Origin of the sequence: Pectobacterium odoriferum (assembly GCF_009931295.1) — a bacterium.
GTDB classification, from domain to species: Bacteria; Pseudomonadota; Gammaproteobacteria; order Enterobacterales; family Enterobacteriaceae; genus Pectobacterium; species Pectobacterium odoriferum.
The window spans coordinates 3,361,854-3,379,650 of record NZ_CP034938.1; the positions used below are offsets into that span (position 1 = coordinate 3,361,854).

At 52.2% G+C, this 17,797-nt stretch carries 21 protein-coding genes; 4 read left to right on the plus strand and 17 right to left on the minus strand.

Features of this window, described 5'->3' with window-relative positions:
• Positions 1 to 257: 257 nt before the first annotated feature.
• Positions 258 to 431, plus strand: coding sequence for an IS3 family transposase (locus EO763_RS23955; RefSeq protein WP_161529446.1), 174 nt, complete (start codon positions 258 to 260; stop codon positions 429 to 431).
• 134 nt (positions 432 to 565) lie between these two features.
• On the opposite strand, the gene EO763_RS15115 is transcribed toward EO763_RS23955, so the two are convergent.
• From EO763_RS15115 to EO763_RS15125, 3 genes are all read right to left on the minus strand, one after another.
• On the minus strand, positions 566 to 1,357 hold the full coding sequence (locus tag EO763_RS15115; RefSeq protein WP_039492221.1) for an NPP1 family protein: 792 nt from the start codon (positions 1,355 to 1,357) through the stop codon (positions 566 to 568).
• A gap of 368 nt (positions 1,358 to 1,725) precedes the next feature.
• On the minus strand, positions 1,726 to 2,487 hold the full coding sequence (locus tag EO763_RS15120; protein ID WP_167521845.1) for a hypothetical protein: 762 nt from the start codon (positions 2,485 to 2,487) through the stop codon (positions 1,726 to 1,728).
• Between the two features lie 124 nt (positions 2,488 to 2,611).
• Positions 2,612 to 2,878: a hypothetical protein gene (locus EO763_RS15125; RefSeq protein ID WP_039492225.1), complete on the minus strand. Its 267-nt coding sequence runs from the start codon at positions 2,876 to 2,878 to the stop codon at positions 2,612 to 2,614.
• 522 nt (positions 2,879 to 3,400) lie between these two features.
• Between EO763_RS15125 and EO763_RS15130 the strand changes: the two genes are divergently transcribed.
• Positions 3,401 to 3,940, plus strand: coding sequence for a hypothetical protein (locus EO763_RS15130; RefSeq protein WP_103862224.1), 540 nt, complete (start codon positions 3,401 to 3,403; stop codon positions 3,938 to 3,940).
• 104 nt (positions 3,941 to 4,044) lie between these two features.
• Here EO763_RS15130 and EO763_RS15135 read toward each other — a convergent pair whose 3' ends face one another.
• The 6 genes from EO763_RS15135 to EO763_RS15160 form a co-directional block, all read right to left on the minus strand.
• Positions 4,045 to 4,617 (minus strand): alpha/beta hydrolase, encoded by a 573-nt coding sequence (locus tag EO763_RS15135; RefSeq protein ID WP_161529447.1) that lies wholly within the window; start codon positions 4,615 to 4,617, stop codon positions 4,045 to 4,047.
• A 60-nt stretch (positions 4,618 to 4,677) separates the two neighbouring features.
• Positions 4,678 to 6,060: an ATP-dependent RNA helicase DbpA gene (dbpA, locus tag EO763_RS15140; protein WP_161529448.1), complete on the minus strand. Its 1,383-nt coding sequence runs from the start codon at positions 6,058 to 6,060 to the stop codon at positions 4,678 to 4,680.
• Between the two features lie 120 nt (positions 6,061 to 6,180).
• Entirely contained in the window at positions 6,181 to 6,915 is a 735-nt protein-coding gene (locus tag EO763_RS15145) for a molybdate ABC transporter substrate-binding protein (protein ID WP_161529449.1), read from the minus strand.
• Positions 6,912 to 7,682, minus strand: coding sequence for an ABC transporter ATP-binding protein (locus EO763_RS15150; RefSeq protein ID WP_161529450.1), 771 nt, complete (start codon positions 7,680 to 7,682; stop codon positions 6,912 to 6,914). Before EO763_RS15150 ends, EO763_RS15145 begins: the two co-directional genes overlap by 4 nt.
• A gap of 1 nt (position 7,683) precedes the next feature.
• Positions 7,684 to 8,721, minus strand: coding sequence for a FecCD family ABC transporter permease (locus EO763_RS15155; protein WP_161529451.1), 1,038 nt, complete (start codon positions 8,719 to 8,721; stop codon positions 7,684 to 7,686).
• Positions 8,718 to 9,782: an ABC transporter substrate-binding protein gene (locus EO763_RS15160; RefSeq protein ID WP_161529452.1), complete on the minus strand. Its 1,065-nt coding sequence runs from the start codon at positions 9,780 to 9,782 to the stop codon at positions 8,718 to 8,720. The genes EO763_RS15155 and EO763_RS15160 overlap by 4 nt, the downstream gene beginning before the upstream one ends.
• Positions 9,783 to 10,133: 351 nt before the next feature.
• Between EO763_RS15160 and EO763_RS15165 the strand changes: the two genes are divergently transcribed.
• Together EO763_RS15165 and ypdK are read left to right on the plus strand one after the other, a co-directional pair.
• Positions 10,134 to 11,159 carry an LLM class flavin-dependent oxidoreductase gene (locus EO763_RS15165; protein ID WP_161529453.1) on the plus strand — a complete coding sequence of 342 codons (1,026 nt, stop codon included), beginning with the start codon at positions 10,134 to 10,136 and terminating at the stop codon, positions 11,157 to 11,159.
• Between the two features lie 356 nt (positions 11,160 to 11,515).
• Positions 11,516 to 11,590, plus strand: coding sequence for a membrane protein YpdK (gene ypdK / locus EO763_RS15170; protein WP_099606229.1), 75 nt, complete (start codon positions 11,516 to 11,518; stop codon positions 11,588 to 11,590).
• A 160-nt stretch (positions 11,591 to 11,750) separates the two neighbouring features.
• Here the strand turns inward: ypdK and EO763_RS15175 are convergent, their stop codons facing one another.
• From EO763_RS15175 to gspH, 8 genes are all read right to left on the minus strand, one after another.
• A complete protein-coding gene (locus EO763_RS15175; RefSeq protein WP_161529454.1) occupies positions 11,751 to 12,596 on the minus strand; it encodes a prepilin peptidase in 846 nt (281 codons plus the stop codon).
• Between the two features lie 89 nt (positions 12,597 to 12,685).
• Complete coding sequence (locus tag EO763_RS15180; RefSeq protein WP_161529455.1) at positions 12,686 to 13,432, minus strand: type II secretion system protein N; 747 nt, start codon at positions 13,430 to 13,432, stop codon at positions 12,686 to 12,688.
• Positions 13,422 to 13,916 carry a type II secretion system protein GspM gene (gene gspM, locus EO763_RS15185; protein WP_161529456.1) on the minus strand — a complete coding sequence of 165 codons (495 nt, stop codon included), beginning with the start codon at positions 13,914 to 13,916 and terminating at the stop codon, positions 13,422 to 13,424. The genes EO763_RS15180 and gspM overlap by 11 nt, the downstream gene beginning before the upstream one ends.
• Positions 13,913 to 15,190: a type II secretion system protein GspL gene (gene gspL / locus EO763_RS15190; RefSeq protein WP_161529457.1), complete on the minus strand. Its 1,278-nt coding sequence runs from the start codon at positions 15,188 to 15,190 to the stop codon at positions 13,913 to 13,915. The genes gspM and gspL overlap by 4 nt, the downstream gene beginning before the upstream one ends.
• Positions 15,187 to 16,173: a type II secretion system minor pseudopilin GspK gene (gene gspK / locus EO763_RS15195; protein WP_161529458.1), complete on the minus strand. Its 987-nt coding sequence runs from the start codon at positions 16,171 to 16,173 to the stop codon at positions 15,187 to 15,189. The genes gspL and gspK overlap by 4 nt, the downstream gene beginning before the upstream one ends.
• Positions 16,170 to 16,820 carry a type II secretion system minor pseudopilin GspJ gene (gene gspJ, locus EO763_RS15200; protein WP_161529459.1) on the minus strand — a complete coding sequence of 217 codons (651 nt, stop codon included), beginning with the start codon at positions 16,818 to 16,820 and terminating at the stop codon, positions 16,170 to 16,172. The genes gspK and gspJ overlap by 4 nt, the downstream gene beginning before the upstream one ends.
• Positions 16,820 to 17,185, minus strand: coding sequence for a type II secretion system minor pseudopilin GspI (gene gspI / locus EO763_RS15205; protein ID WP_044208462.1), 366 nt, complete (start codon positions 17,183 to 17,185; stop codon positions 16,820 to 16,822). Before gspI ends, gspJ begins: the two co-directional genes overlap by 1 nt.
• Complete coding sequence (gspH, locus tag EO763_RS15210; protein WP_161529460.1) at positions 17,182 to 17,748, minus strand: type II secretion system minor pseudopilin GspH; 567 nt, start codon at positions 17,746 to 17,748, stop codon at positions 17,182 to 17,184. Before gspH ends, gspI begins: the two co-directional genes overlap by 4 nt.
• Between the last annotated feature and the right edge of the window lie 49 nt (positions 17,749 to 17,797).

Here is a 17,797-nt window from a genome sequence, read left to right on the forward strand (position 1 = left end):
GAATATTCAGGGCCTGCAATTACCTTCCGTCGCGTGTCACGCAGAGGTTTCTGCGCTAGCAACAAGGGGGTATCGACGATGTGGTGTCATTTCCGGCTGGAGAACACCGCCATGACGTGTGGCAAAAAATCGAGAAGCCGCAAACCGAGGTTTGTGGTCGACAGCAGCCTGGAGCCGTTGCCTGAGCGGTGCCCTGACGGTATTTCAGGACTTACATCTATTTTCTGTTCTTGTGTTGCTGTTACGATAATGCGGTAATGGAAAGCTTTTATCACACGCGGAAAACGGGGCTGATGTGTGGAAAAGCGTTTGTCAGCAGAGAAGAGGCGCTGAACGCGATATTCGATTATATCGAGGTGTTTTATCATCGTCGTTGCAACCATTCAACGCAGGGTTATCAAACACCGGTGGATTATGAAATGGCGGCGTAATTAGGTGGGAGTAATTTCAGGGACAGATCCGTATCAAAATAAATATAAAACATCCAGATATCGAAAAACGCGTAGCAGGGAAATAAACCTAGTAATGAGAGGTATAAAAAATTACACCTCCCTTACCATCATAACTATTTCGATGCCGTTAAACTGGCAGCCGTAAATTCTGGGTAACCAGCTGGTCGGCCATTATTCAGGTTAGTCAGGAAATTACTGTCTTTAAGCGGAATCGAGGCTGAACCATAATCGAATGCATTTAATCGGTTACGCAGTTCTTCGTTACTAATACCGTCACCCGACATCGCATACCAGCTGACAATATCCGGCGTCACAAAGTTGCCGTAAGGATTTTCCGCCTGTTCATTCGTTTTGGCAAACCGGAAAGCGTGCGTTAACACCCCATCTTTGTGGTACACAAATTTTAGACGACCGCCCTGCTTATCGATATTTGCTGCGGCTTCCGTCGTCAGTTTGCCGTGTGCACTGAAGCTGCCGTGCGTTACTGCGCCGTTTTTAGTCCAGATGGCAACATGTTCCCAGTCATGTCGATGACCCGTATTCAAACCGCCCAATACCTGATCTTTTAAGAAATAGAGCGCATAGAAGCTACCACAATAGCGAGAGCCATCGGAATCAACACAGGCGTATCGGTGCAATGTATTTGACGAGTCGAGAAAGTTACCCCATCGACACCCGCCTGTCAGACTTCCTGTCGGCTTCAAGCCACCATTTTGTATCCCGCCCCGGCTAAATCCGGCACTGGGTAAACAGCCATCACTGTCGAAATCAAATACCGGCGCAATCGCAAGCGCATTAATGCCCGACGGTAGCGCTTGATCCAACTTGGAGAAATTATCCGCATGCGCAGAAAAAGCGACACACAATATGGATATCGCCATGATCGTTTTCTTTCCTGAAAGCATTTTCACTCCTTTAGCAGAAAATAGCCCTTTTATGGACTCGTACCCTTGCAGTTACAATGAATATATACTCGTCATACTTCAAGCTGCATGTGCGTTGGCTGCGTTCAGTCACCCGAATCACTTACTTGAGTAAGCTCATCGGGACTCCCTCTCTTGCCGCCTGCCTGCAACTCGAATTATTTAGAGTATAAAACGCAATATTGATAAAAAATGAAGGCGGGAATATTTTTAACAAGAAAGGCGTGGAAATAAAAATCATTTATTTCCAACAATGAACACAAACATATTTAGCCTGCAAAATAATGCAGCGTATTTATCAATTAAAAACCGCTAACGTTCCTAACGCGTTAGAACCCTTACCCTTACCCTTACTCACCGACCACATCATAACGCTGGCTTGCCGCATCAAAACGGTATTCCAGCAGAATATCGCCTCCGCCGTGGGAATAGCAGTTCAGCAGGATGCTGCGATTATCTTCACCATTTTCAATATTCATATAAATGGGAGTCATGAAGAAGCCAAACTGGCATTGTTGAAAATCAGGCTGAAGAAGCTGATCGACATTGCCGCTCTTCTTGTTAATCGCCTTGATTCCCTCAACGACCATACCTGCATCACTGTTTTGATACACGCCGACGAAACTGTGAGTCGCCGTTTGTCCCCAGAAAGGAATATCAACCTGCCCTTGGACCTTGGCGGGCTGTTCGCTATCGTCAAAGGATGCCACGCGCCGTAGGCTAACATCATAATGCGTCTTTCCGTTTGACCACTCTCCGCGGAGTTCTTCCCCTACTTCGGTCAATTTAAAGGGGCAGTGCGTCATATCGATGCCGGACTTAACGCCCTGAACGATATATTTATCGTAGTCCTGGGGGGTATGGATTTCGCAGATTTCAAGCGAGGTTTCGGAGAGTCGCCCATACAGAGGGATCGGCGCTCTGTATTTATCGTAAAAGTAGCTCCCAAGCAGGTTTTTATCTTGGTCAATACTGTATTTCTGCAATGAAAAATGTACCGGATAAGGCCCAATGTGACCTTCGTAATTGCTCACGACATACCAGCCGGCTTGCGCACCCCATGTTGCCGCCCACAGTCCACAGGCTATTAAGGTTGATACTGCTGCTCTCATACATTCACCTTGTCTACCCGTCATACTTCAAGCTGCTTATACGTTGGTTTATCTGCAACTCGCGTTGTGTTTTAGCGTGTCAATCATGACACCGAATCATTCAAAAACGGCTTCGCATATCAGGCTAATCATGGTGGCAGCAGGGGCAGATTTCTACCTCAGACACCGTCATGGCTGTTGTGTCTTCGCAATCCCATTCGACACGTACTGGCTGCGCTTCTCGCACTAAGTGGTGCAAATACTTATCGACTGGGCTTTCCGTCATACCGGTAATCACCTCCGTGGCGATGAGTTCATCACCAACAAAAACGCGGGCCGTTGCCTGCGAGGCTTTGCGCACTTCGCCGGCTTGCCGATACAAATAATTAACCGTCAGTTTAATACTGGGCATAGCACTTCTTAACAGGGAAAAAACAAGAAAACAGTGTATCGCGTTCCCCAGCGCTTGTAGAGCAGATATGGGGAACGGGTTATCACTGCATCACACTAATACTATGATAGCGTTATATTTTTTAAAAATGGGGATGTTTGGTCACATAAATTCGCAAAATTGGTAATCAAAAAGTTAAATCTTATACCTTTTGGATATTAATGAAGCAGAAAAAACAGCCGATACCTTTTCCGATAGGGTGTTTTTTAATGCAATTTCGTTTTGCATAAATAGTGTTTGGCATAAATACTTTTTTACATTAACCGTGTTTTCACTGAGCCATTTCGTTAACGTCATAGTGTTGAATAATAGGAAATTATCCCCAGCAGATTGATCCATTTTCACGAAAGATAATTATCCTGCTGGTGTTGGTGACCTGAATTTCAACGATTGCGGTATTAACGTATATGGTTTTAACACACTGAAGTAACTCACTGGTAAAATCATTACCAGCATTAAATAGATATAAGAAGGAGTTATACTGTGGTGATTCCAGATATTCAACTCGTGAATGCAACTACCCCGGCAACCATGCCTGCTATTGGCGCGGCCGCCAACCCGACTGTCGTTGCAGCCATCAGTCCGGGGAATAAAGCAGACACATCAACAAACTCAGATTCTCAAAATATGCCGGGCTCGAACGAGAGCACCAAAGTCACGCTGTCTTCCCAAAAGAAACGTGCAGCCGCAGAGAACGATACCCCACCGCCTGAACAGATCAAAGCACAGCAGAAAGCCGCAGCAGAATACTCTCTGGCGACGACAGGTATTCCTCTGTACAACGGCAAGCTCATTTCCGTGATTAAGTACCCGGATGGAAATTCTGAAATGTTTGATGCCTTTACCGGGCAACGTATCACGCAAGAAGACCTGGCATTCATAAGCGCACTTCATGGTTCAGATGGAGAACAGGTATTGCATTTCGAGAGTAAAACATCCTACAGCAATTTGTCTGCTGCCGAAGTTTATCAGCAGATTCAGGAAATGCTGCATGGCTCAGGCGATCAAGAAGAGCTGGCTTAATAAAAAATAAATGCCAAGACAACTTTATTCATTGCCCTGGCATTAAAGAAAGATATAACGCAATCTTAATACTGTAAGATTATTATTTGATGGAAACTGGCCGATTAACGATTAGCAACGAGTGCTTCTGAAAACTCAGCTAATCTTGTCAGTCCATATTCCCAGGGACCAAATCCTGCTTCTGCATTAATGTGCCCTGCTTCACCAACATCAACCAGTTCACTGTCCCATGCATGCGCCCAGTATTGGGCGCGAGTGAAACTCATCAGTGGATCGTTATGACTGGCAAATGTCAGCGTCGGAATAGACAGCGGTGCAGCCTGAATGCGATCGTCAATCTCAAAGCGCATCGGTTCGGCAGGTGCCACCAACATCACACCAGCAATCCCTTCCTGACCCTGCTGCACCACATGGCAGGAAGCCAGTGCGCCAAAGCTGTGGCCGATCAGAATCACGGGCTGTGTACAGACGCTAAGCTCACGACGGATCGCCAACACCCAGCGATCCAGATCGGCCTGATACCATTCCCGCTGACGTATACGATGCCAGTGAGGGAAACGCCGTTCCCAATGGCTTTGCCAGTGTTCATCATCGCTGTCCCGCAATCCCGGCACTAGCACCATCGTTAGCTGCTGGCTCACTTCCGTTAGCCGCCGATCGATTTCTGTTGCCTGCATCCGCCCTTAACACTCCTGTCAGTTACCCGAGCCCCTTCTGTCTGGTATATCAGCCACCGGTTACTTTAACAATCTGGCCTTGCAGCTTTTTCCTTTGATTTTGCCTTTCTGGAGCTGCTGCAACGCACGTTTGGCGCTGGCTTTACGGATTGCCACATAGGCATGCATCGGAAACATATCAATTTTCCCCACTTCCGCTGCCGTTAATCCTGCATCGCCGGTTAACGCCCCTAGGATATCACCGGGACGAATTTTGGCTTTTCTGCCACCATCAATGCACAGCGTCATCATCTCAGGTTCGAGCGCAACCTCGCCACTGCGGATAATCTCATCCGACGGTGTCCATTTAATGCGCATACCGAGATAATCTTCAATCAGATTAGCGCGGTTCATTTCCTGTGGTGTACACAGGCTCACCGCCAGCCCCTTCGTACCGGCGCGGCCCGTTCTGCCAATGCGGTGAACGTGAACTTCAGGGTCGAAAGCCAGCTCAAAATTCACGACCAGCTCTAGCTCTTTGATATCGAGGCCGCGAGCCGCAACATCGGTTGCCACCAACACACGACAGCTGCGGTTAGCAAAACGCACCAGAACCTGATCGCGATCGCGCTGTTCCAGGTCACCATGCAGCGCGGATACGCTAATCCCACGCATGTCCAGCGCGTCAAATACGCTCTGGCAATCACGCTTCGTGTTACAGAACACCACGCAGGACGCAGGCTGATAATGGCCCAAAATGGCAATCAACAGCGGCAGGCGCTGATCTTTCGTTGTCTCATAGAAACGTTGTTCAATAGCCGACTCTTCTACACCGTCCGCAACCTCGAAACGTTGCGGTTGACGCTGAACGCGTGCGCTGATCTGTTCGATCTCTTCCGGGTACGTCGCGGAAAATAACAGGGTTTGACGATCGGACGGCGTGTAGGAAATCACATCATCAATCGCATCAGTAAAGCCCATGTCCAGCATGCGATCCGCTTCGTCCAGCACCAGCACTTTCAGGCTATCCAGAGACAGCGACTGCTTGCGTAAATGGTCCTGAATACGGCCCGGCGTCCCGACAACAATGTGCGGAGCATGAACCAGCGAATCAAGCTGCTGGCCCATCGGCTGACCACCGCACAGTGTCAGAATTTTAATGTTTTGTGCAAAACGCGCCAGACGACGCAACTCTTTGCTGACCTGATCGGCCAGCTCACGCGTTGGGCACAGCACCAGCGCCTGCGTGGTAAAATCGCTCACGACAATACGATCCAACAGCCCAATACCAAATGCCGCCGTTTTGCCGCTACCGGTTTTCGCCTTGGCCCGCACGTCTGCGCCGCTCAGAACGGCTGGCAACGTTGCCGCCTGGACTGGCGTCATGTCGGTATAGCCCAGTTCATTAAGATTGGATAACTGCTCTGCGGGCAGCGCGAGGGAAGAAAAAGAGGTTGTACTCACAGTGATTACTCTACCAAGGACGAGATAACGGAAGGTGACGCCGTGCTAAAAAGCGGCGCAGATATGCCGCAATCATAGCAGAGTTCCTCATCGTTGACCGATTTACCTCCCACTCTGCAACTAAAACAGCGAGGCGAATCCTTCGCTCACCAGAAAACCTTGTCCTTCAGGAGATAAAAGGTAGTTCGCCAGCAGCCGCGCCTCACGCCGGGCAGGCTTCATAACGGCCAGCATATACTCGGCATCAATACGATAGAGATCGGGTAAATGAACCACATGCAGATCCGGTTGATTGAGCAGTAACGGAAGATAGCTGGCATAGCCAATGTGCATATCGCTCTGTCCGGTCCGAATCAGGTAACTTCCCGCCGTCATGCCAGCCGGAATGGCATGGTCAAGCCCGCCGCCCACCAGCGGTTTTGCTTTGTCGCGCAATTGATTTCCCCACCCCCAATGCAAACGTTCGATGCGATCAAAGAGTTGAAACGCATAATCCCCACTGGGATCGCTGCCGGGCGTTGAGGTTGAAAGCACAAAACGCGGGTCACGCAGCGCCATCAGCCAGGATTGCGTGGTCAGCTCCGGTACGTTACGCATCACTATACAAAGGTGGTTGCGCGTAAATACGGTGGTTTCCTCCGCCAGTCCCAGCGCTCTCAAGCGTAAAGGGTGCGCGCAATTCGCTGAGGCGAAAATATCCACCGCATCGCCGTGCATCATTTTTTCACTCAGCAGCCCCGCCGGGCCGAAAGTCGGCATCACGTCTATCGCATAACGTTCGCTGAACGTCGCCAACAGCGGAGCGAATGCAAGGCGCAGGCTGCCAGCTGCATACAGGCGAAGGGGGGTAGTCATAGTGGCTCCGTCATGGTCAATATCGGTATCAGCGCATAATACGGCTGCGGTGCGATCTCCACGCAGACCTGCCGCATCGGAATGCCGTACAGCCGCGACAGGTTATCCTCCGTCACAACCTCATCACAGCGGCCATAAAGATAGTGCTGGTTATCCATCAGAAGCAGTGCTCGATCGGCAATGGCCAACGCGTGAGAGGGATCGTGTGTGGTCAGAAGAATGCTCAAACGCTGCGTTTTAGCCAGATGCTTCAATAACCGCAGTACCTGCGCCTGGTTTTGCACATCAAGCGCCGCCGTCGGCTCGTCCAGAATCAGCACCTGACACTCCGAGGCCAACGCACGCGCGATGAGCACGAGCTGTCGCTGCCCGCCGGACAACGAACTAAATTCACATTCAGCAAGGGATGCAATTCCCAGCATGGTCAGTGCATTCAGGGCTACGGTGATATCATGCGCAGAAGGCATGGCAAACAGCCGAACACGCGCCGCACGCCCCATCAGCACCATATCCAGAACGCTATAAGAAAACGGCGGCGTAAATATCTGCGGCACAAAACCAATGTATCCATCGCGCTGGATCGTCCCGGAAAGCGACGACAAATGCCCCATCAGCGTATTCAGCAGTGTCGTTTTTCCTCTGCCGTTCGCGCCCAGAATCGCCGTAATTTCCCCTTCCTGACAGCACAGATTCAACGGTGAAAAAAAGCCCTGCCCCTGTTGGTAGCCATACACCAATTCTTCTGTCGATAACCTGATGGTCGGCATGCTAGCGTCCTCTACCCTGCCGCTGCATTTTATATAACAGCACGGCAAAAAGTGGCGCGCCAAGTAGCGCCGTCAGAATACCCAGCGGAATCTCCGCCTCGCTGAGATTCCGCGCCAGATCGTCCACCAGCACCATAAAGCCCCCACCCAACCACAGCGACACTGGCAGCAAGCGACGATGATCGGCCCCCACCAGCATGCGTGCGACATGAGGAATCACCAGCCCAATCCAGCCAATACTCCCGCTGACCGCCACCTGCGCGGCGACTATCGCGGCACACAAGCTCAAAATCAGCCAGCGCAAGGGCTGTACGGCGACACCCAACGCACGCGCGTCCTGCTCCCCCATCGACAACACGTTGATGTGCCAACGCAGCCGCAGCAGTAGTCCACCCGCAAGGGCTAATGGCACCGCCATGGTCATCAGCGCGTTCCAGTGTGCGGTAGCAAAGCTGCCTAACAGCCAGAAAACGATGCTCGGCAGCTTCTCTTCGGTATCCGCCAGATATTGCATCAGGCTGACCAACGCACCGAAAAAGCCGCTGAGGATAACGCCAGCCAGAATCAGGATCAGCACGTTCTGTTTGCCGAATGCGGCAGCCATCATGAAAATCAGCAAGAGCGCCAGCATGCCGAACGTAAACGCAGACAGCAGTAAAAGCAGTGGCGTCCAGCTTAATAGAATCGCCAACGTGCCACCGAAGGCCGCGCCTGCGGACACGCCGATGATATGCGGATCGACCAGCGGGTTACGGAAAACACCTTGCAGCGTAGCCCCGCTCAGCGCCAGCGCCGCACCTGCACACCAGGCTAATAACACGCGGGGTAAGCGCACACTCCACACCACTTGCCGTTCGATATCCCCAAGCAACGGTTTTTTTCCGAACAGCAGATCGTTGCCAGACAGCGGCTCGACAAGGATCTGGACGATGCGCCACGGGGATAAGCTAAAACGCCCTATCCCCAGTGAGCACACGGCAATCAACAGCGTGGATACCACCACCGTCAGCAGCGTGATCTGATAGGTGCGATAACTCATTGTGCCGCAGAGGCGTCCGCACGGTAGTCCATACGGTAGAAGCGTTGGTAATACGCATCGGCCGCTTTTTGCATATCGATATCGGCGAAGCGTTCAGGATATAGCTTTTTCGCCATCCACAGTTCACCAATCGCTAACGCTTCCGGCATCGGGTAACCCCAGGCTTTGGCGTATTCCGGCATCAGATACACGCGATGCTGTTTCACCGCATCAATCGCCTGCCAGGCCGGAGCGTTGACGATCTGTGTCACGACATCCGGGTAGCGATCCTGCACGAAAATCACCTGTGGGTTCCAGGACAGCACATTTTCAATCGATACCTGTTTAAAGCCTTTTATCGAAGCGGCCGCCACATTCAGCGCTCCCGCATGCGACATCATCAAACCGGTATATTTTCCTGAACCGTAGGTTGTCAGATCTGGGTTAGCCATATACACGCGGATTCGCTTTTCTTCTGGAATCGACTCCAGACGCACACTCACGTTTTGCCGCTGTGTAAACGTATAGTCGATCAGCGCTTCCGCCTGTTTTTGACGCTCAACGACGTCACCAATCAGCCGAATCCCTGCCTTAAGCCCTTCGTTATACGCCGTGTTTTCATCACTCATCGTAGGATTGATTTTGTCGGCTTCTCCCGGCTGATCCTGACGCAGCGAAATCGCCACGACCGGAATACCTGTCCGCTCAATCTGCGCAATCATTTCAGGCGGCGCATAGTTAGCGACAAAAACCACCTGCGGCGACAGCTTCAGCAGGCTTTCGATATTGACCTGCGTGAGATCGCCCGGCATTGGCAAATCCACCAGACGCGGAGCCAGCCGCACATAATGCTCGCCCAGCTGTTTCTTCCAACTGGAAAGCACCCCCACGATGCTCTCTTGTGCATCCAATTGCACCAGCAGATTTAAGGTTTGATGCTGCAACACCACCACGCGATTAACGTGGTCGGGAATCGTTACATTGCGCCCGAGTTGGTCGGTCACCTGACGCGCCGCCCAGGCATTGGAAAACACTAAAAACAGCCCGGCAATCCACAGCGTGTAGCCAAATTTCTTTATCATGGTGGTATCCTGATTTTCGCTATATATAAAATAATACAGCGCTAGCGACAAAGAAAATACTGATCTCGCTCATAATAATATTTGGATACCGATTTGGGGGTAGATAAGCATGGGTAGTGCTTTTACCTAAATAACAGACGGTTTATTACGAGATAAAATCAAAAAATCACCCGCTCAACCGGATATTTATTCTGCGAACGATTAGTCAGATAAACTGAATTATTACGTTAAAAAAATCATATTTATTCTCAGTATTAATCACGTAGAGTGATTCTATTACTTAATCTGTAGCACTTTGCTGTACAGGGCGAATGTACTAAATTTTTGCCTGAATATAAGGATAAATACCCTATGAAGAAAATCGGCTTTTTATCATTCGGCCACTGGTCACCATCACAGCAGTCTGGCACACGTTCGGCGGCTGACGCACTACTGCAATCTATCGACCTTGCCGTTGCCGCTGAAGAGCTGGGTGCTGACGGCGCTTATTTCAGGGTGCACCACTTTGCCCGCCAACTGGGTTCGCCTTTCCCACTGCTGTCCGCGATTGGGGCAAAAACCAAAAGCATTGAGATTGGAACTGGCGTCATCGACATGCGCTACGAAAATCCGCTGTACATGGCTGAAAACGCCAGCGCTGCCGATCTGATCGCTGGCGGACGCTTGCAGCTCGGCATCAGCCGTGGCTCACCGGAACAGGTGATCGATGGCTGGCGCTACTTTGGCTACCAGCCGACAGAAGGAGAATCGGAAGCAGACATGGCACGGCGTCATACCGAAGTGCTGTTGGATATGTTACGTGGCGAGGGGTTTGCAAAACCAAATCCACAACCTATGTTCCCAAACCCGCCAGGCCTTTTGCGTCTGGAACCTCATTCTGATGGGTTACGTGAACGAATCTGGTGGGGTGCCGGATCGAATGCCACGGCAGTATGGGCAGCGAAACTGGGCATGAACCTGCAAAGCTCCACGTTAAAAGATGATGAAACGGGCGAACCTTTTCATATCCAGCAGGCACAGCAAATTCGTGCCTATCGAGCCGCCTGGGCTGAGGCGGGTCATACGCGCGCACCACGCGTCTCCGTCAGCCGTAGTATTTTTGCATTGATGGATCACCGCGATCGCGCCTATTTCGGCGGAAGCAGTAACGATAGTGACAAGGTAGGTTTTCTGGATGAAAACACGCGCGCGATTTTCGGCCGCAGCTATGCCGCCGAGCCGGACGCGCTCATCCAACAGTTAAAACAGGATGAAGCGATTGCTGAAGCGGATACGCTATTACTAACGGTGCCGAACCAACTGGGCGTGGATTACAATGCGCATGTGATCGAATCAATCCTGAAACATGTCGCGCCCGCGATGGGGTGGCGGGATTAGGCCTACGGCCTAAAAATGAAAGCCTATCCAGCAGGCGCAAAACCGACGATAACAGCGTCAAGAATCGGGGAGATTGAGGGGCTATTTTCACTCGAATCCCCCCGGTTTTTTCAGCCTGTGAAACGGCTCAACGCTTTTTAATGCTATTTTGAAAATATAGTTTCTGGACCTCTTGAATTCCCCCCCTCACTGGGCGTAGATTTAGCGCCGATCCCGTCATAACTGGTGTGACTCTGGTGATGACAACGGGAAAGATTACCCTTCGGTGATATAACCGGCAGCGTAATTATTTCCTTCCATAATAAAACGCACAATCGGGATCGTTGCTGGCGTGGTTTCTGCTGGAGAATAAATCGGTGAAGTATTTTTTTATGGGTATCTCATTCTGTTTAGTCGTTTGGGTGAGTACCTTTATGCTGATGGTAGAATAACCTGTCATTTGCCCGGCAAAGATTTATTCATTGAAGGGCACACACAGATAAAGATAAAAAAGGCTGATGGTATTTATACCCTCAGCCTATTTTTATGCCTGCCGATCTATGTTCAGCCGACGATTATTCAGCCGATAATTCGTATTGCCTTTGTCATTCTCTACAGATTGAATCCGTTCATTATCACGCCGAACACCCCGCCGATTGCCAGCCAGGGGCCAAAGGCCAGCGGTTTAGTCGTATCCTCTTTACGCAACCCGCGCCAGATGAGAGTCACGACCAGACCGCTCAACGCTGCCACCAAAACCAGATTCGGCAATGCCTGCCAGCCCAGCCAGGCTCCCAGCGCAGCCAGCAACTTAAAATCACCGTACCCCAGCGCTTCTTTGCCCGTTGCGTATTTGAATGCCCAATAAAGTAGCCACAGAGATAAATAACCAGCCATCGCGCCGACTACGGCATCGTTCAGTGAAACAAATGTCCCCGACAGATTAAACAGCAACCCCATCCACAGAAGCGACAGCGTAAGCACATCCGGCAGCAGCAGCGTTTTTATATCAATAACGGTCAGCACCAGCAGGAATGACAGCAGGATCAACGCCCCCCACAGCGCCATACCGGGTAACCAGAGCAAACCTGCCGCCAGAAAAACCAGCATGGTGATGACTTCCACTAACGGATATTGCACAGACACCGATTGATGGCAGCAGCGGGATCGGCCGCGCAGCCACAGCCAGCTGAATAGCGGGATATTATCTTTTACCGCAATAGCCTGCTGGCAGTGCGGGCAAGACGAAGGCGGCCACCACAGGTTGTAGCGCGTATCAGGATCGGAATCGGCCACGCCCGTTTCAAGCTCGATGTCCTGCCGCCAGCGACGCTCCAGCATAATCGGCAAGCGGTAAATCACCACGTTCAGAAAACTGCCAACAATCAACCCCAACACGCCCAGTGCCCCAAACCACCACGCCGGAAACAGCTGTGCGAATTCCCTTAAATCGTCCACGTTAGTCCCTGATTGTTGATAAAGAAACGGTATGAATGAGCGGTTTATTTTTGCGCTCGATTACGCAGCAATGACAACACTCACCGCTATTACAGCAAGCGCCCCTGAAAATTCAGCGTTCTGGCACCCTGTTCATCGGCTTTACCGGTGGTTGCCAGCAGTTTTTTCATCGTCGCGGGTAAGTCATTTCCGCTGCTAAGCTGCCCCGTAAAACGATATTCGCCTTTCGGGGTGACGCTGCCTTTGCCAGACAATTGCAGATGTGAGGAGGTCTGCCGCAGGCTCGCTTCTAGCGCGCCTTGCTGGCAGCGTAACGTGGCCTGCGGCGTAGCGAGTATCAGTCCACCCAGCGGTGTTTTCACCCGAGCCCCCGGCCAGGTTACGTTGGCATCCAGCGATTGGCAGCCCGAACGGTCTACCGTCGCCTCTTGTAAATTTAGCTGCACGTTTCCTTCGGCCCCAATTGGCACAATAAAACGCATATGGCTGAATAAATAGCCTGCCGGTACAGAAAGCTGCCATTGATAAAACTGCGGCTGCTGCCAGCCGCGAATGATCCCTCGGCCTGCAATACCTTCTGGGTTTTTAAACGCAATCTCCAGCGCGGGCATAAAATCTGAGAATGTGATGTTCCAGCGCACATCATCCAGCATTAACGTGCGCCAGCTAAACCGTTGCAGGCTCCCCTGCCATAACGTTCCGGCGGCCTCCGCGACTACCATTCCAGCGGGCAGCGGTACAGCCGTAAGCAGACGGGCAGGTGCGTAGCATGTCAGGAACAGCCCATAGGCCAGAACCAGAGCGACACCTGTGCCGATGCCGGACTTAAGCGTCATCCGTCCGTTCCAGCATCAGTCTGGTGACATCCACGATTCCTGGGCTTTGCTCGACGGCATTCACATCCAGCGATATCACTTTCACGCCGTTTTTCTGTTCCAGTTCGCCAAGCCAACGCAGCAAGCTAGTAAAGTCACTCTGCCCCAGCGTCACCGATGCCTGACTGCCCTGTGGCTGCAAACGCACAACGCTTAGTCCGTAACGCTTGGTGCTTTGCGAAATCAAAATCGGCAGACTGACGTCTCGCTGACTATTGTCCCCCTGCGCCTGATTTCCCTGCGGAATCAATGAAGCTTGCTTCTGCATCCAGTTGACGGTCTGCTGCTCGCGGGAAATGGTGCGCTCCCACAGATCTTCCCGCTCCTGCCACGGCTGGAGGACAGCATAATACACCACACAGAGCAGAAGCACCGCCGCACACACCACCATAAGCTGGCGCTCACGCTGGCTCATCGCCTGCCAGCGTTGCCGTAATTCATTCATTGCTGGCTCCTTAATGTTAAGCGGCCTTCAACCCGATCGTTCTCCTGCCGCATCTCTCCCGCCTGTACCTGATAATAAGCGGTAGCCTGCTGCTGAAATTGCTCCAGCTCCTGATATGACGTGCCCTGCAACGCCAGCCGGAACTCGCCCGCTGCGCCATCGTAAGACAGCGACTGAATTTTGATAGCGCTATTTTGCGTCATGAGCTGCTGCAAGGGGGTCAATTGATCCAGCAGGGCTTTCCCAGCCCCCCCAACTGCCGCACGTTGCAGGTGCTGTTGCATCTGCGCGCGCGGGTTAACGACATTCGTCTCGGAAGGAAAAATCTGCCGATAGACACGCACACTTTCCTGCCGCCAATGCTCGGCCTGTTGATAAAGCTGATAGTGCGTCCAGCCAGTATCCGCCACGACAAGCAGGAGGTAACAGGCAAACGCGATCCCAACGCCGCGCCACGGCAGCAGGGTGTTTTGCCAGGCTTTATCCGGCGCATAATCGCCTTGCCGCAGATCGGCCGAGGCAGGTAACTGCACCGTTGCCGCCAGCGTGAAGAGATCTGTTTCCGGCTGTGCCTTCCATTCGCCCTCTTCCTGCCATTCGTATTGCGCTAGCTCACCGCCAACCGATGACGCGCTGTAGCTGTATATCGCAGGCAGCGGCATAGAGGCTTTCAGCAGATCACCACACCAAGAGGATTCCGCCGCCATCGCATGACCCGTCGGCTGGCGAAACAGCCACATGTCATCATGCTGCAACGCACTCCAGCCATCCTGATGTTTCGGCAATACGCGAGCGTCAGGCAATAACGTATCGACGCTGAGGCCCAGCGAATCACACTGTGCCAGCCAACGTTGCATCCGGTTTTTTTCCACCACGGCAACCGTGCCGTCATCGCCATGAATTTCCAGCACAGCAAAATGCAGCTTTTCAATTTCCGTCGCCAGTTGGTCTTCCAGCATAAACGGCACGACTTGCGTCAACTGACGCCTCGCCTGTCGGGGCAACGTCAGGGCATAAAACGTTACGTCAGTGGCTGGTACCAGAACACGGGTAAACGTCACGGACGGGTAGGCCGCCAACGCCGGGCGAACCTGCTCTATGCTACCGCGCCCCTGACTCAGTAAACTGTCCCCATTGGATGAACGCACCTGCCATTCGATCTCTCCCTGCTCTTCTACCGGAAGACGAACAATGAGGCACGGATGCCGAGCGATCGCTCCTCGATTTAATGGGGTTTTTGCGGCTTTTCGCTTCCATTTTCCCGCTATTTTCATGGATTCACCGTCCTATATCCTCCATATTGCCGCTGCACAACCTCTATCTTTTGTCCACTCAGATGAAGCAAGCTACGTTGATGGAAATCGCTGTCGCCGACACGCACCTGGAGTTTTACAAAGAACCATTCACTTTTTACTGCCAGCACTCGCTGCGCGGTATTTTTACTATTAGGGGGCAATAGCCCGGTTTGTTGCAGAACCTCAAGACTTGCCCACCCCATACGTGGCCGCTGCTGCACCAGTGCTTTTGCCTGCGACATCGTCATTTCATTCAGGAATACGGCAGATAACAGCGGGGCATCAAATTCGGTTAGCGTGTTGATATTAATGGACATCGCATCCACCGGTAGCGCACAGACATAAGGCAATAGCCGACGATAGAGATCGCTGTCCATGCCATACACTGCACGTAATTCGCTGATTTCACTCATTCTCTGATTCGCGGTACGATAAGGCACTGGCAGCGTGGCATAGACGTCGTCTTCCGCACCGTTCGCCGACGGATAGTTATCTGCATCAATCCAGTCACGCACCGCCGCGGTAATTTTTTCTGCACGATCCGTCTCCTCGCCCAGATTTTTCAATAGCAAACGGAAAACCTGCGCCGGATAAGGCGTCTTCACCAGCGTACTTTCGTTATCCACGCCTTGATTGATCGCATTCACATTAAAACAGGTACGCGCGTCGCTAATCTGGCCAGTGATCTCCCCACCATCCACGGGGAAACGTTGCCCCGGCTGCGACCAGTTCTGTCCGGCAAACGTGCGCCCCGGCATATTTCGCGCATCGCGCTGTAATATCTGCCCGCTTAGCGTTTCCGCCCCTAATGCGTACCACTTCGCCTGCTGACGGCTCAAGTGACTTTCGGTACGCAAAAACGCTTTACCCGTGCGTTCCGTAATCACTGCGGCAATCGTCACCATTAATGCCAGAATCAGAAGCACCACTAGCAGCGCTGCACCGCGCTGACGCGACCTCATTTAACCGGTCCGGTGGTAATCAAAAATATACGCGACATTTCTCCGTAATCCCTTAAGGTCAGCACCACTTCAATCCCTTGTGGCAATTGCGTACTGTTGTCCCAGCGATCGCGCCAGGTTTTATTACTGAAAAAGCGCAGCCGGAAACCGTCGACCTGCGTGAGAAGCGGTTTTACGCCGGGATCGAGCCCCTCAATCGGGTCGGGAGTCACGTGCGTTAACCGTTCCAGCGTGTGTTCCCGCAGCCGATAGGCCACAGGCTGAAGTTCAGAGCGCGGCAGAATACCAAATGGGTTCTGCCAGCCATTACGCATAAAGCTGACGCCCCAGTCATCACTTTTTAACTGATCGCGACCGGCGTAAAATATCGAGGTACTTCCTCTGCTGCCGCGTGCGATCATCTGGGAGAAATCGTTGTCCATTTGTGAAAATGCGCGCTGTATTTCGGCCAGTCGCTCAGCCTTGTGCTGCGAAATTTCATCATTACGCATCACGCCGTTCAGCACCTGAAACGCACTGAGGCTCAGCGCCGCAAAAATAGCGATCGCCAGAATCATTTCCAGCAGCGTAAACCCCTGCTGGCTTTTCTGTCGAGCGGGCTCTTGTGCGCTTCTTGTTTGGCTACACATCCTTGTTTTACTAAACATTATTGCTTCACCACATAGGTGCGCAGCGAAGCATCAGCGGCAAAAGCATCTTTATTACGTCGCACTTCCACATCCAGCGCTTTAGTCTGAGGATCGCCAGTCTCTACGCCCTGCCAGCGCCAATGCCAGCGCTGGCCTGCGAACTGCGTTTCGCCTTTCACCCACGATGCTTCCGGCCAGCGCTGTTCCAGCCGCAGTTGAACCTGCTGGTTTTCCGCCACCCAACCTGCAAACGTCTTCTCTTCCAGTCGGCTCAGGCTGCTTGCCTGTCTGGCTGTCGTTTGTAAAACGGCAATGCCCGCCAGCGCAAAAACACTCAGCGCGACCAGCACCTCCACCAGCGTCATCCCTTTCTGTCGTCTCATCGTTTCTTACCCTGACTCATCGACGTCACAAACCGTCCGTTGCTATCCACCTGGAGCCAATTCGAGAGCGCTTTGTTTTCAGATTTAACGAGCAGACGGAAAGGCGTGATTTCGCCACCGGGCAAAATCAGGATATCGGGGTCGTCGCCGCTCTGCGTTTTATCCACCTTTTTCCCATCGGCCTGTAATAGCTCAAGCCGTAATGCCTCGGGCAACGTCGCCGATGGGCTCACCCGATGCGGTTGCCACGGCTGCCACTTATAGCCCTGCCAGCGATCGCCACTCGGGATCGGTATCCCTTCTGATGCAGCGGGTCGCTGGAGCTGATAAAACTGCCAGCGATCGGGATAGATACGAACACCCAGCATGTATTCGTTAACCTGACTGCTTTCAGCGGCAAACTCTAGCTGCGCCTGAAAACGAGCCAACTGCCAGGCACTGTCATTCTGGCGCTCGGGAGGAAACGCCATGACCACCATGCCAGCCGCGATGCCAGCCAGTAACACGACCAGCATCATTTCCAGCAGGGTGAACCCCTGCTGCTTCCTCATCGACCGCTTCATTGCGCTTTTGCCGTCCTTTTCCCGCCGCCATCGATAGCCACTACCCACA